A 17,645-nucleotide genomic window follows, 5' to 3' on the forward strand; every position below is an offset into this window, starting at 1 on the left:
CCCATGTCTCGCGTAGGCAAGAAGCCGGTCCCCGTGCCGGCCGGCGTTACCGCCACGGTCACCGGTCAGACGGTGAAGATGAAGGGCTCGAAGGGCGAGCTGTCGTTCGACGTTCCCGCCCTCGTCAACGTGGCGATGAAGGACGGCGCCATCGAGGTGCAGCCCGTCAACCAGTCCAAGCCGGCGCGCTCCCTGTGGGGCACGTCGCGGGCACAGATCGCCAACATCGCCGAGGGCGTGTCGAAGGGCTTCGAGAAGAAGCTCGAGATCACCGGAGTCGGCTATCGCGCCGCGATGGCCGGCAAGGCCCTCAAGCTGTCGCTCGGCTACAGCCACGACATCGAGTACGCGATCCCCGCCGGGATCACGATCGCAACCCCGAAGCCCACCGAGATCACGATCTCCGGGATCAACCGCCAGCAGGTCGGTCAGGTCGCCGCCGAGATCCGCGACTACCGCGGACCCGAGCCCTACAAGGGCAAGGGCGTGAAGTACGCGGGCGAGTTCATCTTCCGCAAGGAAGGCAAGAAGAAGTAAGGAGGGCATCATGTCTCGCAAGCTCGAAGCCCTCGATCGCCGCAAGGCGCGCGTCCGCCGCGCGCTGCGGGCCGCCGCCAACGGCCGCCCGCGGCTCTCGGTGTTCCGCTCGTCGAAGCAGATCTACGTGCAGGTCATCGACGACGTCGCCGGAAAGACGCTGGCCGCGGCCTCGTCGATCGACAAGGCCCTCAAGGGCGAACTCAAGACCGGCGCCGACGTCGCCGCCGCCAAGGCGGTCGGCAAGCTGGTCGCCGAGCGCGCCAAGGCCGCGGGCGTCACGAAGGTGATCTTCGACCGCTCCGGCTACATCTACCATGGCCGCGTCGCGGCCGTGGCCGAGGCCGCCCGCGAGGGTGGCCTGGAGTTCTAAGGCCACAACGGGCCTCTCTCCTCCCCCTTGTGGGGAGGAGCCGGAGGTGGGGGTAGTGCAGGATGAGGCGCTCTGGTGCCTTCTGCACCACCCCCACCCCTTACCCCTCCCCGCAAGGGGGAGGGGGATCGAGCGAGCGGGTCTTCGGGCTCGCGCCAGTGAGATGAACAGGTAGAAGAAATGGCACGTGAACGTGAGGGCGGGGGCCGCGGCCGCCGCGAGGATCGCGAAGAGCGCGACAGCGAGTTCGTGGACAAGCTCGTCCACATCAACCGCGTCGCCAAGGTGGTGAAGGGCGGCCGTCGCTTCGGCTTCGCGGCCCTCGTCGTCGTCGGCGACCAGAAGGGCCGCGTCGGCTTCGGCCACGGCAAGGCCCGCGAGGTGCCGGAGGCCATCCGCAAGGCGACCGAGGCCGCCAAGCGCGGCCTGATCCGCGTCTCGCTCCGCGAGGGCCGGACCCTGCACCACGACGTCAACGGCCGCCACGGCGCCGGCAAGGTGATTCTCCGCGCGGCCCCGCAGGGCACCGGCATCATCGCCGGCGGCCCGATGCGCGCCGTGTTCGAGACGCTCGGCATGCAGGACGTCGTCGCCAAGTCGCTGGGGTCCTCCAACCCCTACAACCTCGTGCGCGCCACCTTCGAGGCGCTCAAGAACGAGGACAGCCCGCGTTCCGTGGCGGCCCGCCGCGGCATCAAGGTGTCGAGCCTCCAGGCCCGCCGCCGCGACGCCGACCCGGCCGACCAGTCCGAAGCCGCGGTCGCGTAAGGGGAGGGTCCGATGGCAAGCAAGACTCTCCGCGTCGAGCAGATCGGCTCGCCGATCCGCCGCGAGGCCAGCCAGCGCGCGACGCTGATCGGCCTGAAGCTCAACAAGCTCCACCGCGTGTCCGAGCTGGAGGATACCCCCTCCGTGCGCGGCATGATCCGCAAGGTTGCGCACCTCGTGCGCGTCCACGGCGACGTGGCGTGAGGAGGTCCCGATGAAGCTCAACCAGATCAGCGACAATCCCGGCGCCACCAAGGACCGGATGCGCGTCGGCCGGGGCATCGGCTCCGGCAAGGGCAAGACCGCGGGCCGCGGCGTGAAGGGCCAGAAGGCCCGGACCGGCGTGTCCATCAAGGGCTTCGAGGGCGGTCAGATGCCGCTGCATCGGCGCCTGCCGAAGCGCGGCTTCAACAACCTCTACGCCCAGGACCTGAACGAGGTGAACCTCGGCCGGATCCAGGAGGCCGTCGACGCCGGCAAGCTCGACAAGGCCGCCACCGTGACGGTGCAGAGCCTGGTCGAAGCCGGCATCATCGCCCGTCCCCGCGACGGCGTGAAGCTCCTCGGCGTCGGCGAGCTGACCGCGAAGCTCAGCTTCGAGGTCACCCGCGCCTCCAAGTCCGCCGTCGAGGCGGTCGAGAAGGCCGGCGGCTCGGTCAGCACCGTCTACGCCCAGGGTGTCTCCACCCGCGGCGGCAGCGAGGCGGCTTCGGCCTGACGGGGGCGATCGCGGGACCCGTTGCACGGGCTCCGCGCACCCTTTAAGCCGATCCTTCGAGCGGCGGCCCTGCGACCACGCGGGCCGCCGCTTTTCGTTTCATCCGGGCAGCCTTCGCCCGGCGACATGTCCAGGACGCGACGCTTATGGCCTCAGCCGCCGAGCAGCTTGCCGCCAACCTCAACTTCGGTGCGATCGCCAAGGCCGATGAGCTGAAGAAGCGCATCTGGTTCACGCTCGGCGCCCTCGTGGTGTTCCGGCTGGGCACGTACATCCCGATCCCCGGCATCGATCCGGAGCAGTTCGCCCGCAACTTCCAGCAGCAGTCGGGCGGCGTGCTGGGCCTGTTCAACATGTTCTCGGGCGGCGCCGTGGAGCGCATGGCGATCTTCGCCCTGAACATCATGCCCTACATCTCGGCCTCGATCATCGTGCAGCTCCTGACCTCGGTGATCCCGAGCCTGGAGGCGCTGAAGAAGGAGGGTGAGTCCGGCCGCAAGGTCATCAACCAGTACACCCGCTACCTGACGGTGGTTCTGGCGCTGGTCCAGTCCTGGGGCATCGCCATCGGCCTCCAAGGCTCGTCGGCCGCGATCGATCCAGGCCCGTTCTTCCTGGCCTCGACGGTGATTACCCTCACGGGCGGCACCCTGTTCCTGATGTGGCTCGGCGAGCAGATCACCTCGCGCGGCATCGGCAACGGCTCGTCGCTGATCATCTTCGCCGGCATCGTCGCCCACCTGCCGATCGCGATCGCGGGTGCCCTGGAACTCGGCCGCACCGGCGCGCTGTCCCCGGCGATCATCCTGGGCGTGGCCGTCGCCGCGGTGGCGCTGGTCTACTTCATCGTGTTCATGGAGCGCGCCCAGCGCCGGCTCCTGATCAACTACCCGAAGCGCCAGGTCGGCAACCGCATGTACGAGGGCCAGACCTCGTTCCTGCCGCTCAAGCTCAACACGTCGGGCGTGATCCCGCCGATCTTCGCCTCGTCGCTGCTGCTGCTGCCGGCCACCGCCGCCAGCTTCTCGGCCAATGGCGGCGCCACCGGCTGGCTCGGCACGATCACGGCCTATCTGGGTCACGGCACGCCGCTGTTCATGGTGCTCTACGCGGCGCTGATCATCTTCTTCACGTTCTTCTACACCGCGGTGGTCTTCAACCCGCAGGAGACGGCCGACAACCTGAAGAAGCATGGTGGCTTCATTCCGGGCATCCGCCCCGGCGAGCGCACCGCGGCCTTCATCGACAAGGTGCTGACCCGCATCACGGTGATCGGCGCCCTGTACCTGACCTTCGTGTGCCTGTGCCCGGAGATCCTGTCCTCCTACGCGGCGGCGAGCCTCGGCTTCGGCGGCACCTCGCTGCTGATCGTCGTCTCGGTGACGATGGATACGGTGGCGCAGATCCACGGGCACCTCATGGCCCACCAGTACGAGGGCCTCGTGAAGAAGGCCAAGCTGCGTGGCGCCTCGACCACGCAACGCCGCCGCTGAGACTGATACAGAGGCGGCACGACGCTTAGCCCCCTCCCGCCTCTGGTCCAAAGGTCCGGGTGCCTCCGCGCCCGAGACCGGCTAGACATCCTGAAATCCGGCGATGCCAGGGAGGCTTCGCCACCGCGGCTTGTGCCCACACAGAGAGCGTGGGCCGAACGAGGACAACGCCATGCGTATCATTCTGCTCGGTCCCCCCGGTGCGGGGAAGGGGACGCAATCCGAGCGGATCGTGCAGCGCTTCGGCATCCCGCAGCTCTCCACCGGTGACATGCTGCGCGCCGCAGTGGCCGCCGGAACGCCGGTCGGCCTCGAGGCCAAGGCCGTGATGGAATCGGGTGGCCTCGTCTCCGACCGGATCGTGGTCGGCATCGTCGCCGACCGGATCGAGGAGCCGGATGCCCGCCGCGGCTTCATCCTCGACGGCTTCCCGCGCACCGTCGCCCAGGCCGAGGCGCTCGGCGAGATGCTCGCCAGCAAGGGCCTCAAGCTCTCCGCCGTGATCGAGCTGAAGGTCGATGAGGCCGCCCTGGTCGGCCGGATCGAGAACCGCGCCGCCGAGACCCTGGCCCGCGGCCAGGCCGTCCGGAAGGACGACACCCCCGAGGTGTTCAAGCAGCGCCTCGAGGCCTACCGCGCCCAGACGGCCCCGCTCTCGGCCTATTATGCGGAGAAGGGCATGCTGAAGACCATCGACGGCATGCAGCCGATCGACAAGGTCACCGCTGACCTGATGGCCGTGCTGGAGCCGCACGAGGAACGCGTCGCGTCCTGACGGGCGGCGCAGTTGCTCTGATCGTCAATCGATCCGGTGACGTGTCGGTGGGCAGGGAAGCCCTCCCCGTCATCACGCGCGCAGCGACGTGACCCAAGGCAGCGCGACCTCGGCGGGCGTGGTGCCGCTGGATTGCTTCGCTCCGCTCGCAGAGACGGGGCGGTAATCTCGGCCGGGCGGCGGATGATGCAGGCTCAGCACTCCGCCCGTGAACCCTTTGCGTGGCTGATCGGTTGAGTGGCGCATCACCGATCGGACAGATCATGACCCTGCGCCTCACCGTCACCGCGGCCGTGCTCGCACTCACAGTAGCGCTGCCGAATGCGCCCGCCTACGCACAGAGTCCGGCCCAGTCCTTCGTGTACGGGCAGAAGCGGTTCCGCCACGCCTGCAGGCCGCCCCTCAAATTCGCGGCCGGCGCCTGCGTCCGCCGCTGTCCGGCAGGCTACCAGACCATGGGCGGCTATTGCCGGCTGCGGAACCAGGGCTTCCGCTGAGACGGAAGCGTGGCGGACACTAGATCCGCCCTTCGCGGCGCAGGCTGCCGAAGAAGTTGACGACGTCCATCTGGAGTGACCGGTGACCGAACAGGCGCATCGGGTAGCCCTCGGACGTGCCGTCGCGCAGCTCGATCATGGCCGTCATGGTATTGTAGCGGAACACCATGCGGCGCCCGGCGAAGGTCGCCCAGAGCAGGGGCGGACCGTCGTCGTCCTGGAGCGCGACGGAGCCGGGCTCCGCTTCGGCCAACACCCCGCCGATCACCGCCAGCGTCACGGGCACGACCTCATCCAGGGTCTCCTCCGCGGCACGCAGCACCGCATCGGCGAAGGCCCGCAGGGTTGCGCCGTCGCTGGTCAGAACCGCCATCTCCCCTCCTCGATCATCCCGACCGCGGTCCCGCACCGGGCGCATGGCGGATTGAGCCCGCGCCCGCCCGTCGTTGACATCGGCCCGCTTGCGCGCTAGCAGGCCCTCCTTCGTCCAACCGAACGATGGTCCGAGGTGCCCTGTCCAGGGCCGCCCGCGGGCCGCGTCGTCGTTTCACGTGCGCAGGGGCCGGCCTCCACCGGACGCGCGCGACACAGGCCCGGATCCCCGGGCCCCACATGGAGAGTGATCGTGGCCCGTATCGCAGGCGTCAACATCCCGACCAACAAGCGCGTCGTCATCGCGCTCCAGTACATCCACGGCATCGGCGCCAAGAAGGCCGAGGAGATCACCCAGAAGGTGAACATCCCCGCCGAGCGCCGGGTCAACCAGCTGACCGACGCCGAGGTTCTCTCGATCCGCGAGACGATCGACCGCGACTACCTGGTCGAGGGCGACCTGCGCCGCGAAGTCTCGATGAACATCAAGCGCCTGATGGATCTCGGCGCCTATCGCGGCCTGCGTCACCGCAAGCAGCTGCCGGTCCGCGGTCAGCGCACCCACACCAACGCCCGCACCCGCAAGGGCAAGGCGAAGCCGATCGCCGGCAAGAAGAAGTAATTTTTTGGGGTTGGGAGGCCGTGCTTCGCGCGGCCTCCTCACCGTCGCGCCGGGTGTCCCTGACGGAACCCGGCTCTGGCTCGGCAGCCCTGCACGGACGCGCCGGCCAAGTCCCAAAAACAATCCCGAGCGCCTGGTGTTACGGGCGTGCCTGAAGGAAGAGTGAGACCAGAATGGCCAAGGAACCGCAACGCGTCCGCCGCCGCGAGCGCAAGAACATCGTGTCGGGCGTCGCCCACGTGAACGCCTCGTTCAACAACACGATGATCACCATCACGGACGCGCAGGGCAACACGATCTCGTGGTCGTCCGCTGGCGCGATGGGCTTCAAGGGCTCGCGGAAGTCGACCCCCTATGCCGCCCAGGTCGCCGCCGAGGATGCCGGCCGCAAGGCCGCCGAGCACGGCATGCGCACCCTCGAGGTCGAGGTGTCGGGTCCGGGTTCGGGCCGCGAGTCGGCGCTGCGCGCCCTCCAGGCCGCGGGCTTCACGGTGACGTCGATCCGCGACGTGACGTCGATCCCGCACAACGGCTGCCGGCCGCGCAAGCGCCGCCGCGTCTGATCCGAGCCTGCGAAGCCTTTTGACGGAGAAGCTCATGACGGGATCGAAGCCGCTTCCGGGCGTGCTGCGTTGGAACCTCGGCGACCTCACGGTCACCGCGCTCAACGACGGCTGGTTTCAGGCCAGCCTCGATCTCGTCACGGGCATCTCCAAGGAGGAGGCTGGGCGGCTGCAGCTGGCGGGCTTCCGCACCGAGCAACCCAAGATCACGCTGAACGCCTTCCTGATCACAGGCCCCGGCCTCAAGCCGACCCTGATCGACACGGGCTACGGCGATCTCGCGCCGGCGCCGACCCTCGGCCGGGCCGGGGCGGCGCTCGCGTCGACCGGCGTGAAGCCCGAGGAGATCGGCACGGTGCTCGTCAGCCACCTGCACCCCGACCATGTCGGCGGTCTCGCGAAGGACGGCGCGGCGCGCTACCCGAACGCCGAGATCGTGCTGCACGCCGACGAGGCCGCGCACTGGCTCCCGGACGAGGCCCTGGCCAAAGCGCCCGAGGCCGCGAAGCCGTACTTCGAGGGTGCCCGCAAGTCCCTGGCACCCTACGCCGGCAAGGTGCGCGAGCACCGGGGCGGCGAGGTCCTTCCGGGGATCACGGCAGTCCATCTGCCCGGCCACACGCCGGGCCATTGCGGTTTCCGCATCGTCTCCGGTGGACAGGCGCTGGTGATGTGGACCGACGTGGTGCACCTGCCGGCGATCCAGTTCAAGAACCCGGAGGCCGGCGTCGGCTTCGACGTCGACGGTGATCAGGCACGGGAGACGCGCAAGCGGATCCTGGACGAGGTGGCCCGCGAGCGCACGCTCATCGCCGGCGGCCATCTCGAGTTCCCGGCGCTGGGCTACGTGGACCGGGACGGGGCGGGCTACAGCTTCGTGCCGGTGCTGTGGGTCGGCGGCGAGTAACGGCGGACAACCATTCAGGGACCGTTCGGGGCGCCAGGGGGCTGCGCCGAACGGCCGAAGCGCGGGGACGGGTGTCGCGGATCCCGGGCAAGGACGAGAGGTAGGATCGTGGTCATTCAGAAGAATTGGCAGGAACTGATCAAGCCGAACAAGCTGCAGGTCACGACCGGCGACGACCCCAAGCGGGTCGCCACGGTCGTCGCCGAGCCGCTGGAGCGCGGCTTCGGCACGACGCTGGGCAACGCCCTGCGCCGGGTGCTCCTGTCGTCGCTCCAGGGCGCGGCCGTGACTTCGGTGCAGATCGACGGCGTGCTGCACGAGTTCTCGTCGATCCCGGGCGTGCGCGAGGACGTCACCGACATCGTCCTCAACATCAAGACCATCGCGATCCGCTCGCAGACGGACGCGCCCAAGCGCATGACCTTGCGCAAGACCGGCCCGGGCCTCGTCACCGCCGGTGACATCGGTACGGTCGGCGACATCCAGATCCTGAACCCCGACCTCGTGATCTGCACCCTCGACGACGGCGCCGAGATCCGCATGGAGTTCACGGTCGCCACCGGCAAGGGCTACGTCCCGGCCGAGCGCAACCGCCCCGAGGACGCGCCGATCGGCCTGATCCCGGTGGACTCGCTGTTCTCGCCCGTGACCAAGGTCAGCTACCGCGTCGAGACGACCCGCGAGGGCCAGGATCTCGACAAGGACAAGCTCACCATGACGGTGGAGACCAACGGCGCGGTATCGCCGGAGGATGCGCTCGCCTACGCGGCGCGCATCATCCAGGACCAGCTGCAGGTCTTCGTGAACTTCGAGGATCCGCGCAAGGAAGAGGCCGCGCCGCTCGCGCCGCAGCTGCCCTTCAACCCGGCGCTGCTCAAGAAGGTCGACGAGCTGGAGCTGTCGGTCCGTTCGGCGAACTGCCTGAAGAACGACAACATCGTCTACATCGGCGACCTGATCCAGAAGTCCGAGGGCGAGATGCTGCGGACCCCGAACTTCGGCCGCAAGTCGCTCAACGAGATCAAGGAAGTGCTCGCCGGCATGGGCCTGCACCTCGGCATGGACATCCCCGGCTGGCCGCCGGAGAACATCGAGGATCTCGCCAAGCGCTTCGAGGAGCATTACTGAGCCGTCTTCCCACGCTGCGGCCTCATCCTGAGGTGCCGGAGCGAAGCGGGGGCCTCGAAGGAGGCCTCCGGATACCACTGCAATCCCTGGAGCCCTCCTTCGAGGCTGCTGCGCAGCTCCTCAGGATGAGGGCTTTGGGTTGGAATTCCCGCCGCGGGGTCATGCGGAATCAACCGCCCCGCTCCCGGGGCACCCGGCCGTACCGTGGCACGGCGGCCGAGACGAGAAGGAAGCCAGCACCATGCGTCACGCCTACCGCGGCCGCCGTTTCAACCGCACCGCCGAGCATCGCAAGGCGATGTTCGCCAACATGTCCGCCGCGCTGATCAAGCACGAGCAGATCATCACCACCTTGCCGAAGGCGAAGGACCTGCGTCCGGTCGTCGAGAAGCTGATCACGCTGGGCCGCATCGACAGCGTGCACACCCGCCGCCTCGCCATGGCGCAGCTGCGTGACGCCGACATGGTCAAGAAGCTCTTCACCGTGCTCGGCCCGCGCTACAAGGGCCGTCCCGGCGGCTACTGCCGGATCATGAAGGCGGGCTTCCGCCAGGGCGACAACGCTCCGCTCGCCGTGATCGAGTTCGTCGACCGCGACGTCGATGCCCGCGGCAAGGATTCCGGTCCGAGCCAGGTCGCCGAGGCGGCCTGATCCTCACGAGGGCGTCTTTCGCTCCCGTCTTTTGGGAAGCCGTCCCGGATCCTCCGGGGCGGCTTCTCGCATTTCGGGCACCGGCGCCCTCGACACGAAAAAACCCGCCGGCTCGCGCCGACGGGTCTGGAGCAGGGTCCACGTCTTGGATGGTCGCGGGAGTTCGCCCTGGCGGCCCGTCTCAACAGGCCGGGAACTCGACCGCGCCGCGATCCGAAAACCCCTATCCCTGCCGGGACTCGTCCGGTGGACCATCCTGATCCAGATCGTTGTCACGCCTGCGGCGCGGGAAGATGCCGTGATTGCTCATGGTCCACCTCCTCTTCGTAAGCCGGGGCCCGCGAGCCCCATGAAGGGAGAATGAGCCGGCAACCGATTGGTTGCAAGTCCCTGTCAGTTGGAAGGACCGTCCGCGCCGTCGAGCAGCGCGGCGACCCGGGCCGCGAGATCGGCTGAACGGAACGGTTTCGATAGCACCGGCAGATCGTCGGGGATCTGCATCGCCTCGGCGTGGCCAGTGAGAATCAGGACTGGCAGACGCGGATCCCGCTCGCGGATCTCGGCGGCGAGTTCAATGCCGCTCATGCCGGGCATGGCCAGATCGGCCACGACGATGTCGTAGCGATCGCCCCCAAGAAGCCGGAGCGCGGCCTCGCCGTCGCCGGCCTCCGTGGTGCTGTGGCCGAATCCCTTGAGGAACGACGCCGTCACGTGGCGCACCTGCGGGTCGTCGTCGACGATGAGGACGCGGGCGCGCCGCCCGGCCACCGGGGCCGTGCCGGCCGCCTGGGCTGCCTGCTCGGGCACCTCCGTGGCGAAAGGCAGGGCGAGTTCGACGCGGGTGCCCCGGCCGACCTCGCTGTCGATCGCCAGCCGACCCTTGGATTGCTGGGCGAGGCCGAACACCATGGCGAGCCCGAGGCCGGTGCCCTGGCCGACCGCCTTGGTGGTGAAGAACGGTTCGCAGACCCGGCGCAGGATCTCCTCCGGTATCCCGGTCCCCTCGTCGGTGACGCTGATGCCGAGATAGGTGCCGTCGGCGATCTCGGGATCGCCCGCGATGCTGAGACGCCGCGTCGCCACCGTGATGGCACCGCCCTCCGGCATGGCGTCCCGGGCATTGATGCAGAGGTTGAGCACGGCGAGTTCCAGTTGGTCCGGATCGACCTGGACCGCCGGCAGACCTTCCTTCAGGTCGGTGCGCACGGTCACGAGGCCGCCGAGGCTGCGCCCGAACAAGTCGCTCATCCCGCTGATCAGGCTGTTCACGTCGACGGCCCGCGCCTGCAGGTCGTGGGCGCGGCTGAAGCTGAGGAGGCGCTTCGTCAGCGAGGCGCCGCGCTCGGCCGCCCCGCGGGCGTTCTCAATCAGGCGCTGCACCCGCGGCTGGTCGGCGACCTTCGGGCCCGCGAGTTCCAGGCTCCCGAGGATCGCGGTGAGCAGGTTGTTGAAGTCGTGCGCGATGCCGCCCGCCAGGGTGCCGAGCGCCTGCATCTTGTCGGACTGGCGCAGGCGCGCCTCCAGGGTTCGCTGCTCGGTCACGTCGCGCTCGATCACCGCGAGATGGCTGATCGCGCCGCCCGCGTCGCGGATCGGCACCCGGGTCACGTGGCTCCACTGCTCGGCCCCGATCGGCCCGTCGCTGACGAGGCCCTCGGTGACCGCGCCGGAGCGGATCGCCGCCTCATCGGCCTCGGTCACCGGATCGGCCTTCGCCCCGAGCAGCTCGCCCTCGCGCCGCCCGAGGCAGGCGGCGACGTCGGTCCCGAGCAGCGCCGCCTTGCGGCCGTTCAGCCGCACGAAGCGACCCTCCGCGTCCTTGAAGCTGATGGCGTCCTGGGCATGATCGAGGAGGCCGCGCAGGAGCGCCCGCTCGGTGGCGAGATCCCGGCCCAGGCGATGGCGCTCGAAGGCCTGCCGGACGGTGGAACGGAGCAGGCCGGCATCCCAAGGCTTCGTCACGTAGCCGACGATGCCGCCGCGGTTCAGCGCCGCGATCACCGCGGTGATGTCGGCATAGCCGGTCAGCAGGATCGCCTGCGCGTCGTGGAAGCCGCGCGCCTCGGCGAGCAGCGCGTCGCCGGTGAGGCCCGGCATGCGCTGGTCGGATAGGATCACGGCGATGTCGGGCTCGGCGCGCAGGATCTCCAGCGCCTCGGCGGGGCGCGAGGTCGTCAGAACCCGATAGGAATCCTCGAACAGATCCTCCAGGGCGATCAGGATGTCCGGCTCGTCGTCGACGGCCAGGATCGTCCCCAAACCTGCCGTACCGTCACTCATGCGCTGGCCGCCTGCCGCGGGATCCCGATCACGAAGCAGGCTCCCCCACCCGGGGCCGTCTCCACGGTGAGCGAGCCGCTATGCGCTTGAACGACACTGTAGGCAATCGCAAGACCAAGACCCGTGCCCGATCCCACCGGCTTCGTCGTGAAGAACGGCTCGAAGATCTTCTCACGCAGGGTTTCCGGAATGCCGGGCCCGGTATCGCTGATCCGGATCTCGTCGAAATCCGGGCTCGACTGGGTCTTGATTCGGATCTTCCCGCCCTCCGGCATGGCGTCGGCGGCATTGCCCAGGATGTTCATCACCACTTGGTTCAGCAGCGCCGGGGTGCAGTGGATCTCGGTCCGTCCGGTGAAGCTGCGCTCCACGGCGATGCGGTCCCCGAGCTTGTGCTGGATCAGGGCCAGCACCGTGTCGATCGCCTCCGGGACGTTGACCAGGGCACGCTCGCCCTCGTCGAGGCGGGAGAACTTTCGGAGATTCAGAACCAGATCCTGGATCCGCGTGAGTCCCATGCGCATCGAGCCGACCCGCTGCCGGGCCTTCTCGATGGCGCGGGTGGCCGCGTCCGGTGCGGCGTCCGGCAGCTCCCCGAGCAGGCGCTCCACCGTGCCCTGATGGGCCAGGATAAATGCCAGAGGATTGTTGATCTCGTGGGCGATGCCGGCCACCAGTTCGCCGAGGGACGCCATCTTGGCCGCCTGGACGAGCTTGGACTGCGCCTCGGTGAGCTGGCGGTTGGCGTCGGCGAGGTCGCGGTTCGCCCGCTCCAGGGCGTCGGCGAGGCGCGCCTTCGCCTCGGCCGCCTCGGCCTCGGCGCGCGCGCGCTCGACCGCCCGCTCGCGCTCGCCGAACTGGCCGGCGATGCGCCGGTCGTCCTCCTCCAGGAGGCGACGGCGCACGAAGCCGCGCACCCGCAGCGCCAGCACCTCGGCGTCGGTCTTCGAGACCACGTCGTCGGCCCCGGCCGCGTAGGCCTCCACCAGGAAATCCTTGGCCGGGTCGCTCCCGGCGATGCCCACAAGGTGGAACCCCGCACCGGCCACCTGGCCGGACCGGCGCTGGCTGATCGCCCGACACAGGGCGAGGCCATCGTAGGCGTGGCCCAGGAGATCGACGGTCACGCAGTCGAAGGCGCCGTCGGCCCCGTCCCCGTCCCCGTCCAGGGCAGCCAGAGCCGCATCCGGACCGTCGGCGGTGGCGACATGGTGCCCGTCCTGGCCCAGCAGACCCGCGAGGAAGGTCCGATAGGTGACGCTGCCGTCGATCACGAGGATCCGCCCGCGCCGGAAGGCGGCCGCGCCGGGACTCGCGCCGTCGCTCGCCGGGCGGCGCTCGCGCAGCAGGGCGCGGATCCGCAAGATCATCAGGTCGCGGTCGGCGGATTTCGGCAGGTAGGCGTCGGCGCCGCTCTCCAGCCCCTGCCGCTCGCCGCCGCTCCCGCCGGTCAGCATCAGGACGGGCAGCGCCCGGGTGCGCAGGGACAGGCGCATCTGCCGGATCAGCTCGTCGCCGTTCATGCCGGGCAGGTGGTAATCCGCCACCACCAAGTCCGGCTGGCTGCGGTTGAGGTGGTCGAGCGCCGTCTCGGCTGAAGGGCACCGCTCGACCGCGAAGCCGCTGGCCTCTAGGAGGAGGCGCAGCTCCAAGGCTTGCGTCTCCGAATCCTCCACCAGCAGGATCCGGGCGGGAACCTCCGGGGCGCCGGCCTCGGCCATCGTCACGGCCGCGCACCCGGTTCGACGAGGCGCAGGACGTGGTCGGCGATCCGGTCGAGGGGAAGGACCGCGCGGGCGGCGCCGAGCCGCACTGCCGCAGCCGGCATGCCATAGACCACCGCGGTGCTCTCGTGTTCCGCCACGGTCTGGGCGCCGGCCTTGTGCATGTCGGCGAGGCCGGCTGCCCCGTCCTCGCCCATGCCGGTGAGCAGCACGCCGATCCCGGAGGCCCCGCTCTGCCGGGCCATCGAGCGGAACAGCACGGTGGCGGCCGGGCGCTGCCCGGAAACCGGCGCGGAATGGACCACCCGCAGGATCCGGCCCGAGCCGATCTCAAGGTGCCGGTCGCCCGGAGCCACGTAGACGCGGCCGGGCTCGGCGCGCTCGCCGTCCCGGGCGAGGCCTACCGGCAGGGTCACGACGCTGTCGAGCCAGCTGGCGAATCCGTCCATGAAGGCCGCACCCATGTGCTGGACCACCAGAACGGGCAGCGGGAAGTCGCTCGGAAGCGCGCCGATCACCCGGGCGAGCGCGGGGGGACCGCCCGTGGAGGCCCCGATCCCCAGGAGGCTCGGCGCCAGCCCAGGCAGCTCGGCCGGCTGCGCCTGCGGCGTGGAGCCGTTGCGGCCGGCCCATTCTGTGCCGATCGGGCGGCGGCGGATCACCGGGACCTGAGCCATGATCCGCAGCTGCGTGCAGATCTCGCCGGCCACCGACTCGTAGCCGGCATGGGTGGTGGCCACGGGCTTCTCCACCACCGACAGGGCGCCGGCCCGGAGCGCGTTCATCGAGATCCGCAGGGAGGAATCCTCGACCGAGTCCGCCACTACGACGATCGGCGTCGGGTGCTCGGCCATGATCCGCCGCGTGGTCTCCAGCCCGTCGATGCCGGGCAGCCGGATATCCATCGAGATCACGTCCGGCCGCACCGTGCGGAGCTTCTCGAGCGCCTCCTCGCCCGAGGCGACCGCCGCGACGACCTCGAGCCGCTCGTCGCGGGAGACGATGTGGCGCAGGAGTTCGCGCACCACGAGGCTGTCCTCGACCAGCATGACGCGGACCGGGGTCATAGGAGCTGCCCGATCGTGTCGAGCAGCTGGCGCTGGTCGAAGGTCTGCTTGGTCAGGTAGGCGTCCGCGCCGAGGTCGAGGCCCCGGGCCACGTCGGCGGCGTCCCCGCGGGAGGTCATCAGGATCGCCGGGAGACGGGCGAAGCGCTCGTCCGCCCGGAGCGCCTGAAGCAGGCCGAACCCGTCGAGGCACGGCATCTCCACGTCGGCAAGGACGAGGTCCACGGGCTCGATCTCGGCCCGGAGCCGGTCGAGGGCGTCCTGACCGTCCACGCAGACGACCACGCGGTAGCCGGCGGCTTCCAAGATCCCCTTCTCCAAGGTTCGGGTGGTGATCGAATCGTCGACGACCAGGATCGTCGCGCGGGCCGACGCGCGCGAGGGCGCGTGAGTCGTCGAACGTGGAGCCTGCGCCATCGTTCCGGCCGATCCGACCGACGCGCGCGCGGCGAGGCCTTCAGGATCGAGGACGAGCACCGGGACGTCGCCGGGCAGCACCGCGGTGCCGGCGATCAGATCCGGATCGGCGCCGAAGTCGGGCGCCGGCAGGACCAGGAGCGTGCGCACGTCGTGCAGGCGGTCGACCGCGAGGACCACGCGGCCGTTCCCCGCCCGGAGCACCACGGCGACCAGGGTGGCGGGGTCGGCGGGTGCCGGAACCGCGCCGAGGACCTGTGCGAGTTCGCTCACAGGATGGCTTGTCGCCGCGTCGCCCTCGCCGAGCCGCAGGATCGTGCGGCCCATCGCCACCGGCAGCGCGTCGCGCCTCAGACGCAGGAGGCGCTCGACCGCGCCGCCCGGCAGGGCGTAGCTGCGCCCCGCCGCCTCGACCAGGAGCAGACTGCGCCGGGCCGCCGACAGGGGCAGGCTGAAGATCAGGGCCGTCCCGGCCGGCGCGCGCGCCTCCAGGCGCACGGTGCCGAGCAGCTGGCGGGCGGCATCCGCCGCCACGGAGAGGCCGTAGCCACGCCCCGACAGCGTATCGACCGCCTCCGCGGTGGAGAAGCCGGCCTCGAAGACGAGGCGCAGCAGGGATTCGGGATCGGCGGGCGCGTCCGGGGCCAGGAGATCGCGTTCCCGAGCGGCGGCCTCGATCCGGGCCAGATTCGGACCGGGCCCGTCATCCGACACCGTGACCTGGAGGCGGGAGCCGCGCACCGCGATCTCCAGCCGGAGGCCCAGCACCTCGGGCTTGCCGGCGGCGCGGCGTATCTCCGGCGGCTCCCAGCCATGGCTCAGCGCATTGCGCAGGGCGTGGAGCAGCGGATCCTTCAGGACCTGAAGCGTGCCGCGCTCCACCGGCAGGTCGAGGCCGCGCAGGTCGATATCGACCTCGCGGCCCTGCTCCCGGGCGGTCTCGCGGAGCGACCGGGCGAGGGGCGCCAGGACCGTCTCCGCCGGGACCAGGGCGAGCCGCTCCGCCGCGGAGCGGACCCGGGCGGCGGCGCCCTCCAGGGCGCTGGTGGCCGTGGTCTGGCGCCGGGACAGGTCGGTGATCTCGCGGGCGAAGCTGCCGACGCGGGCCGCGAAACTGCGCCATTCGGGCCGCGCCGCGTCGGCCCCGGCGGCGAGCGCCTCGGCGCCGGTGCGTAGGTCCCGGGCCAGGCGGGCGAGGCGGGCGAGGCCTTCGGCGGCCGGGGCGTGGCCCGCGAGGGTGCTGGCGAGGTCGTGGGTCGCCCGCGCCAGCGCCTCCACGGCCTCCCCTGGCACGCGCAGGAACGCCGTGCCGGGATCGGCCGGCTCGGTCTGCGGCTTCGGGGGAGACGCGTCGGGCGACGCCGGGGCGGTATCCGGCGCCGGCGGCCGCGCAGCTGCGGGGTCCGAGGTCCGGGGAGCCGGCGCGGGCGGGGCAGGCGGTTCCGTGACGGAGGCGGCCTGCGGCGCGGCGCCCGGAAGACCGAGGAGGCGCCCGAGGGCGTCCAGCGCGTCCGCGGGCATCTCCGGTCCGGCCCCGCCCTTGAGGCCGGCGACGTACGCCTCGACCCGGTCGAGGGCGAGGTGGACGGCGTTGGCCGCCTCTCGGTCTAGGGCGGTGGCGCCGGTCCGGACGCCCTCGAACAGAGTCTCCAAGCGGTGGGCGACCGCCTCGACGGCGGGCAGATCGACGGCGCGGGACGCCCCCTTCAGCGAGTGGGCGCGGCGGAAGACGTCGTTCCAGTCCGGATGAGTGCTTCCGAGCGCCGCCCGGATCGCCGCGACGTGCTCCCGGTGCTCGACATCGAAGGCGGCGAGCAGGAGCTGGCGGATATCCTCGGCCAAGACGTGTCCGCCCTCAGTGCCGGTATCGTTCGGCCAGGGCCATGAGGGCCTGGGCGAGTTCGGTGAGGTTGGCGGAGGCCGCCTCCACCTGCCGCGTGCCGGCCGCGGTCTGCTGGCTGGCCTGCCGGATGTTCTGCAGCGCCCCCATCACCTGCTCGATCCCGAGTTGCTGCTGGTTCGTCGAGGCCACGATCTGCTGGAACGTCTGCACGTTCTCCTCCACCCGCGCGGTGATCTCCTCGATCGTGCGCTGCGTCGTGTCCGAGCGCGTCTTGCCCGCCGCCGCCCGCTTCACCGCCTCCTCCGTCAGCATCACCGACGTGTTGATGCCCCGCTGGATCTCGCCCAGCAGACCCCGCACCTGGCCGGTGGCCGCCTTCGCCTGATCGGCCAGAAGCTTCATCTCGGAGGCCACGACCGCAAAGCTCAGGCCGCTCTCGCCGGCCGCCGCCGCCTCGATGGCCGCGTTCAGCGCCAGCAGGTGCGTGCGCTCCGAGATGTCGTTGACCGTCCCGATGATGTCGCCGATCGTCTGGGTCTTCTCCGACAGGCTGACGATGTTGCCGGCCACCGCCTCCGCCTGCTCGCGGATCGCCTCCATCGCCTTGGCCGTGTCGGAGACCGCCCGCAGGCCCTGGCGCGAGGTCTGGGCGGTCGCCTGGGCGGTGGCGATCACCTCGGTGGCGCGCTTCGAGATCTGCGCGCCCGAGTGCGTGATCTCGTCGACCGTGGCCGCCGTCTCCTGCACGGCCGCGAACTGCTGCTCGACCGAGGCCGCCTGCTCCTGCGCCGAGGCGCGGATCTCGGCCGCCGCCGCGTTCAGGTCGGCCGTCGCCGCCCGGTTGGTCCGCGCAAGGTCCGACAGCCCGGACACCATCGCGTTCAAGGTCCCCGCAAGACGGCCGACCTCG

Annotated in this window: 19 protein-coding genes; 13 read left to right on the forward strand and 6 right to left on the reverse strand. The window is 70.5% G+C overall.

Features of this window, described 5'->3' with window-relative positions; translation table 11 throughout:
- Nucleotides 1-3: 3 nt before the first annotated feature.
- The 8 genes from rplF (at nucleotide 4) to ACLBX9_RS17920 (ending at nucleotide 5,161) form a co-directional block, all read left to right on the forward strand.
- Complete coding sequence (gene rplF, locus ACLBX9_RS17885; RefSeq protein ID WP_010686177.1) at nucleotides 4-537, forward strand: 50S ribosomal protein L6; 534 nt, start codon at nucleotides 4-6, stop codon at nucleotides 535-537.
- A 10-nt stretch (nucleotides 538-547) separates the two neighbouring features.
- Entirely contained in the window at nucleotides 548-910 is a 363-nt protein-coding gene (rplR, locus tag ACLBX9_RS17890) for a 50S ribosomal protein L18 (protein WP_010686176.1), read from the forward strand.
- A 180-nt stretch (nucleotides 911-1,090) separates the two neighbouring features.
- Nucleotides 1,091-1,678, forward strand: coding sequence for a 30S ribosomal protein S5 (gene rpsE / locus ACLBX9_RS17895; RefSeq protein WP_010686175.1), 588 nt, complete (start codon nucleotides 1,091-1,093; stop codon nucleotides 1,676-1,678).
- Between the two features lie 12 nt (nucleotides 1,679-1,690).
- Nucleotides 1,691-1,882, forward strand: a complete 192-nt coding sequence (gene rpmD, locus ACLBX9_RS17900; RefSeq protein ID WP_010686174.1) for a 50S ribosomal protein L30 — start codon at nucleotides 1,691-1,693, stop codon at nucleotides 1,880-1,882.
- A gap of 10 nt (nucleotides 1,883-1,892) precedes the next feature.
- On the forward strand, nucleotides 1,893-2,396 hold the full coding sequence (gene rplO, locus ACLBX9_RS17905) for a 50S ribosomal protein L15 (RefSeq protein ID WP_010686173.1): 504 nt from the start codon (nucleotides 1,893-1,895) through the stop codon (nucleotides 2,394-2,396).
- A gap of 146 nt (nucleotides 2,397-2,542) precedes the next feature.
- Nucleotides 2,543-3,889, forward strand: a complete 1,347-nt coding sequence (gene secY, locus ACLBX9_RS17910) for a preprotein translocase subunit SecY (protein ID WP_010686172.1) — start codon at nucleotides 2,543-2,545, stop codon at nucleotides 3,887-3,889.
- Nucleotides 3,890-4,061: 172 nt separating this feature from the next.
- Nucleotides 4,062-4,664 (forward strand): adenylate kinase, encoded by a 603-nt coding sequence (locus tag ACLBX9_RS17915; protein ID WP_447719890.1) that lies wholly within the window; start codon nucleotides 4,062-4,064, stop codon nucleotides 4,662-4,664.
- Nucleotides 4,665-4,927: 263 nt separating this feature from the next.
- Nucleotides 4,928-5,161 carry a hypothetical protein gene (locus ACLBX9_RS17920; RefSeq protein WP_010686170.1) on the forward strand — a complete coding sequence of 78 codons (234 nt, stop codon included), beginning with the start codon at nucleotides 4,928-4,930 and terminating at the stop codon, nucleotides 5,159-5,161.
- A gap of 19 nt (nucleotides 5,162-5,180) precedes the next feature.
- On the opposite strand, the gene ACLBX9_RS17925 is transcribed toward ACLBX9_RS17920, so the two are convergent.
- Nucleotides 5,181-5,534: a hypothetical protein gene (locus tag ACLBX9_RS17925; RefSeq protein WP_010686169.1), complete on the reverse strand. Its 354-nt coding sequence runs from the start codon at nucleotides 5,532-5,534 to the stop codon at nucleotides 5,181-5,183.
- Nucleotides 5,535-5,786: 252 nt separating this feature from the next.
- Here ACLBX9_RS17925 and rpsM point away from each other — a divergent pair, with 252 nt between their 5' ends.
- The 5 genes from rpsM (at nucleotide 5,787) to rplQ (ending at nucleotide 9,405) form a co-directional block, all read left to right on the forward strand.
- Nucleotides 5,787-6,155, forward strand: coding sequence for a 30S ribosomal protein S13 (gene rpsM / locus ACLBX9_RS17930; protein WP_010686168.1), 369 nt, complete (start codon nucleotides 5,787-5,789; stop codon nucleotides 6,153-6,155).
- Between the two features lie 173 nt (nucleotides 6,156-6,328).
- Complete coding sequence (gene rpsK / locus ACLBX9_RS17935; RefSeq protein ID WP_010686167.1) at nucleotides 6,329-6,718, forward strand: 30S ribosomal protein S11; 390 nt, start codon at nucleotides 6,329-6,331, stop codon at nucleotides 6,716-6,718.
- A 34-nt stretch (nucleotides 6,719-6,752) separates the two neighbouring features.
- Complete coding sequence (locus ACLBX9_RS17940) at nucleotides 6,753-7,625, forward strand: MBL fold metallo-hydrolase (RefSeq protein WP_447719891.1); 873 nt, start codon at nucleotides 6,753-6,755, stop codon at nucleotides 7,623-7,625.
- 108 nt (nucleotides 7,626-7,733) lie between these two features.
- The gene (locus ACLBX9_RS17945; RefSeq protein ID WP_010686165.1) at nucleotides 7,734-8,753 is read left to right on the forward strand and encodes a DNA-directed RNA polymerase subunit alpha; all 1,020 of its coding nucleotides are present in this window, start codon (nucleotides 7,734-7,736) and stop codon (nucleotides 8,751-8,753) included.
- A 241-nt stretch (nucleotides 8,754-8,994) separates the two neighbouring features.
- The gene (gene rplQ, locus ACLBX9_RS17950; RefSeq protein WP_010686164.1) at nucleotides 8,995-9,405 is read left to right on the forward strand and encodes a 50S ribosomal protein L17; all 411 of its coding nucleotides are present in this window, start codon (nucleotides 8,995-8,997) and stop codon (nucleotides 9,403-9,405) included.
- Nucleotides 9,406-9,798: 393 nt separating this feature from the next.
- On the opposite strand, the gene ACLBX9_RS17955 is transcribed toward rplQ, so the two are convergent.
- From ACLBX9_RS17955 to ACLBX9_RS17975, 5 genes are all read right to left on the reverse strand, one after another.
- Nucleotides 9,799-11,685 carry a response regulator gene (locus ACLBX9_RS17955; RefSeq protein ID WP_447719892.1) on the reverse strand — a complete coding sequence of 629 codons (1,887 nt, stop codon included), beginning with the start codon at nucleotides 11,683-11,685 and terminating at the stop codon, nucleotides 9,799-9,801.
- On the reverse strand, nucleotides 11,682-13,406 hold the full coding sequence (locus ACLBX9_RS17960; RefSeq protein WP_447719897.1) for a response regulator: 1,725 nt from the start codon (nucleotides 13,404-13,406) through the stop codon (nucleotides 11,682-11,684). The genes ACLBX9_RS17955 and ACLBX9_RS17960 overlap by 4 nt, the downstream gene beginning before the upstream one ends.
- A gap of 2 nt (nucleotides 13,407-13,408) precedes the next feature.
- Nucleotides 13,409-14,476, reverse strand: coding sequence for a chemotaxis-specific protein-glutamate methyltransferase CheB (cheB, locus tag ACLBX9_RS17965; protein ID WP_039894331.1), 1,068 nt, complete (start codon nucleotides 14,474-14,476; stop codon nucleotides 13,409-13,411).
- Nucleotides 14,473-16,734, reverse strand: coding sequence for a hybrid sensor histidine kinase/response regulator (locus ACLBX9_RS17970; RefSeq protein WP_447719893.1), 2,262 nt, complete (start codon nucleotides 16,732-16,734; stop codon nucleotides 14,473-14,475). The genes cheB and ACLBX9_RS17970 overlap by 4 nt, the downstream gene beginning before the upstream one ends.
- A 13-nt stretch (nucleotides 16,735-16,747) precedes the next feature.
- Nucleotides 16,748-17,645, reverse strand: an 898-nt coding sequence (locus ACLBX9_RS17975) for a methyl-accepting chemotaxis protein (RefSeq protein WP_447719894.1), incomplete at its 5' end; no start/stop codon positions are given.

It is taken from the genome of Methylobacterium sp. A49B, assembly GCF_053346215.1.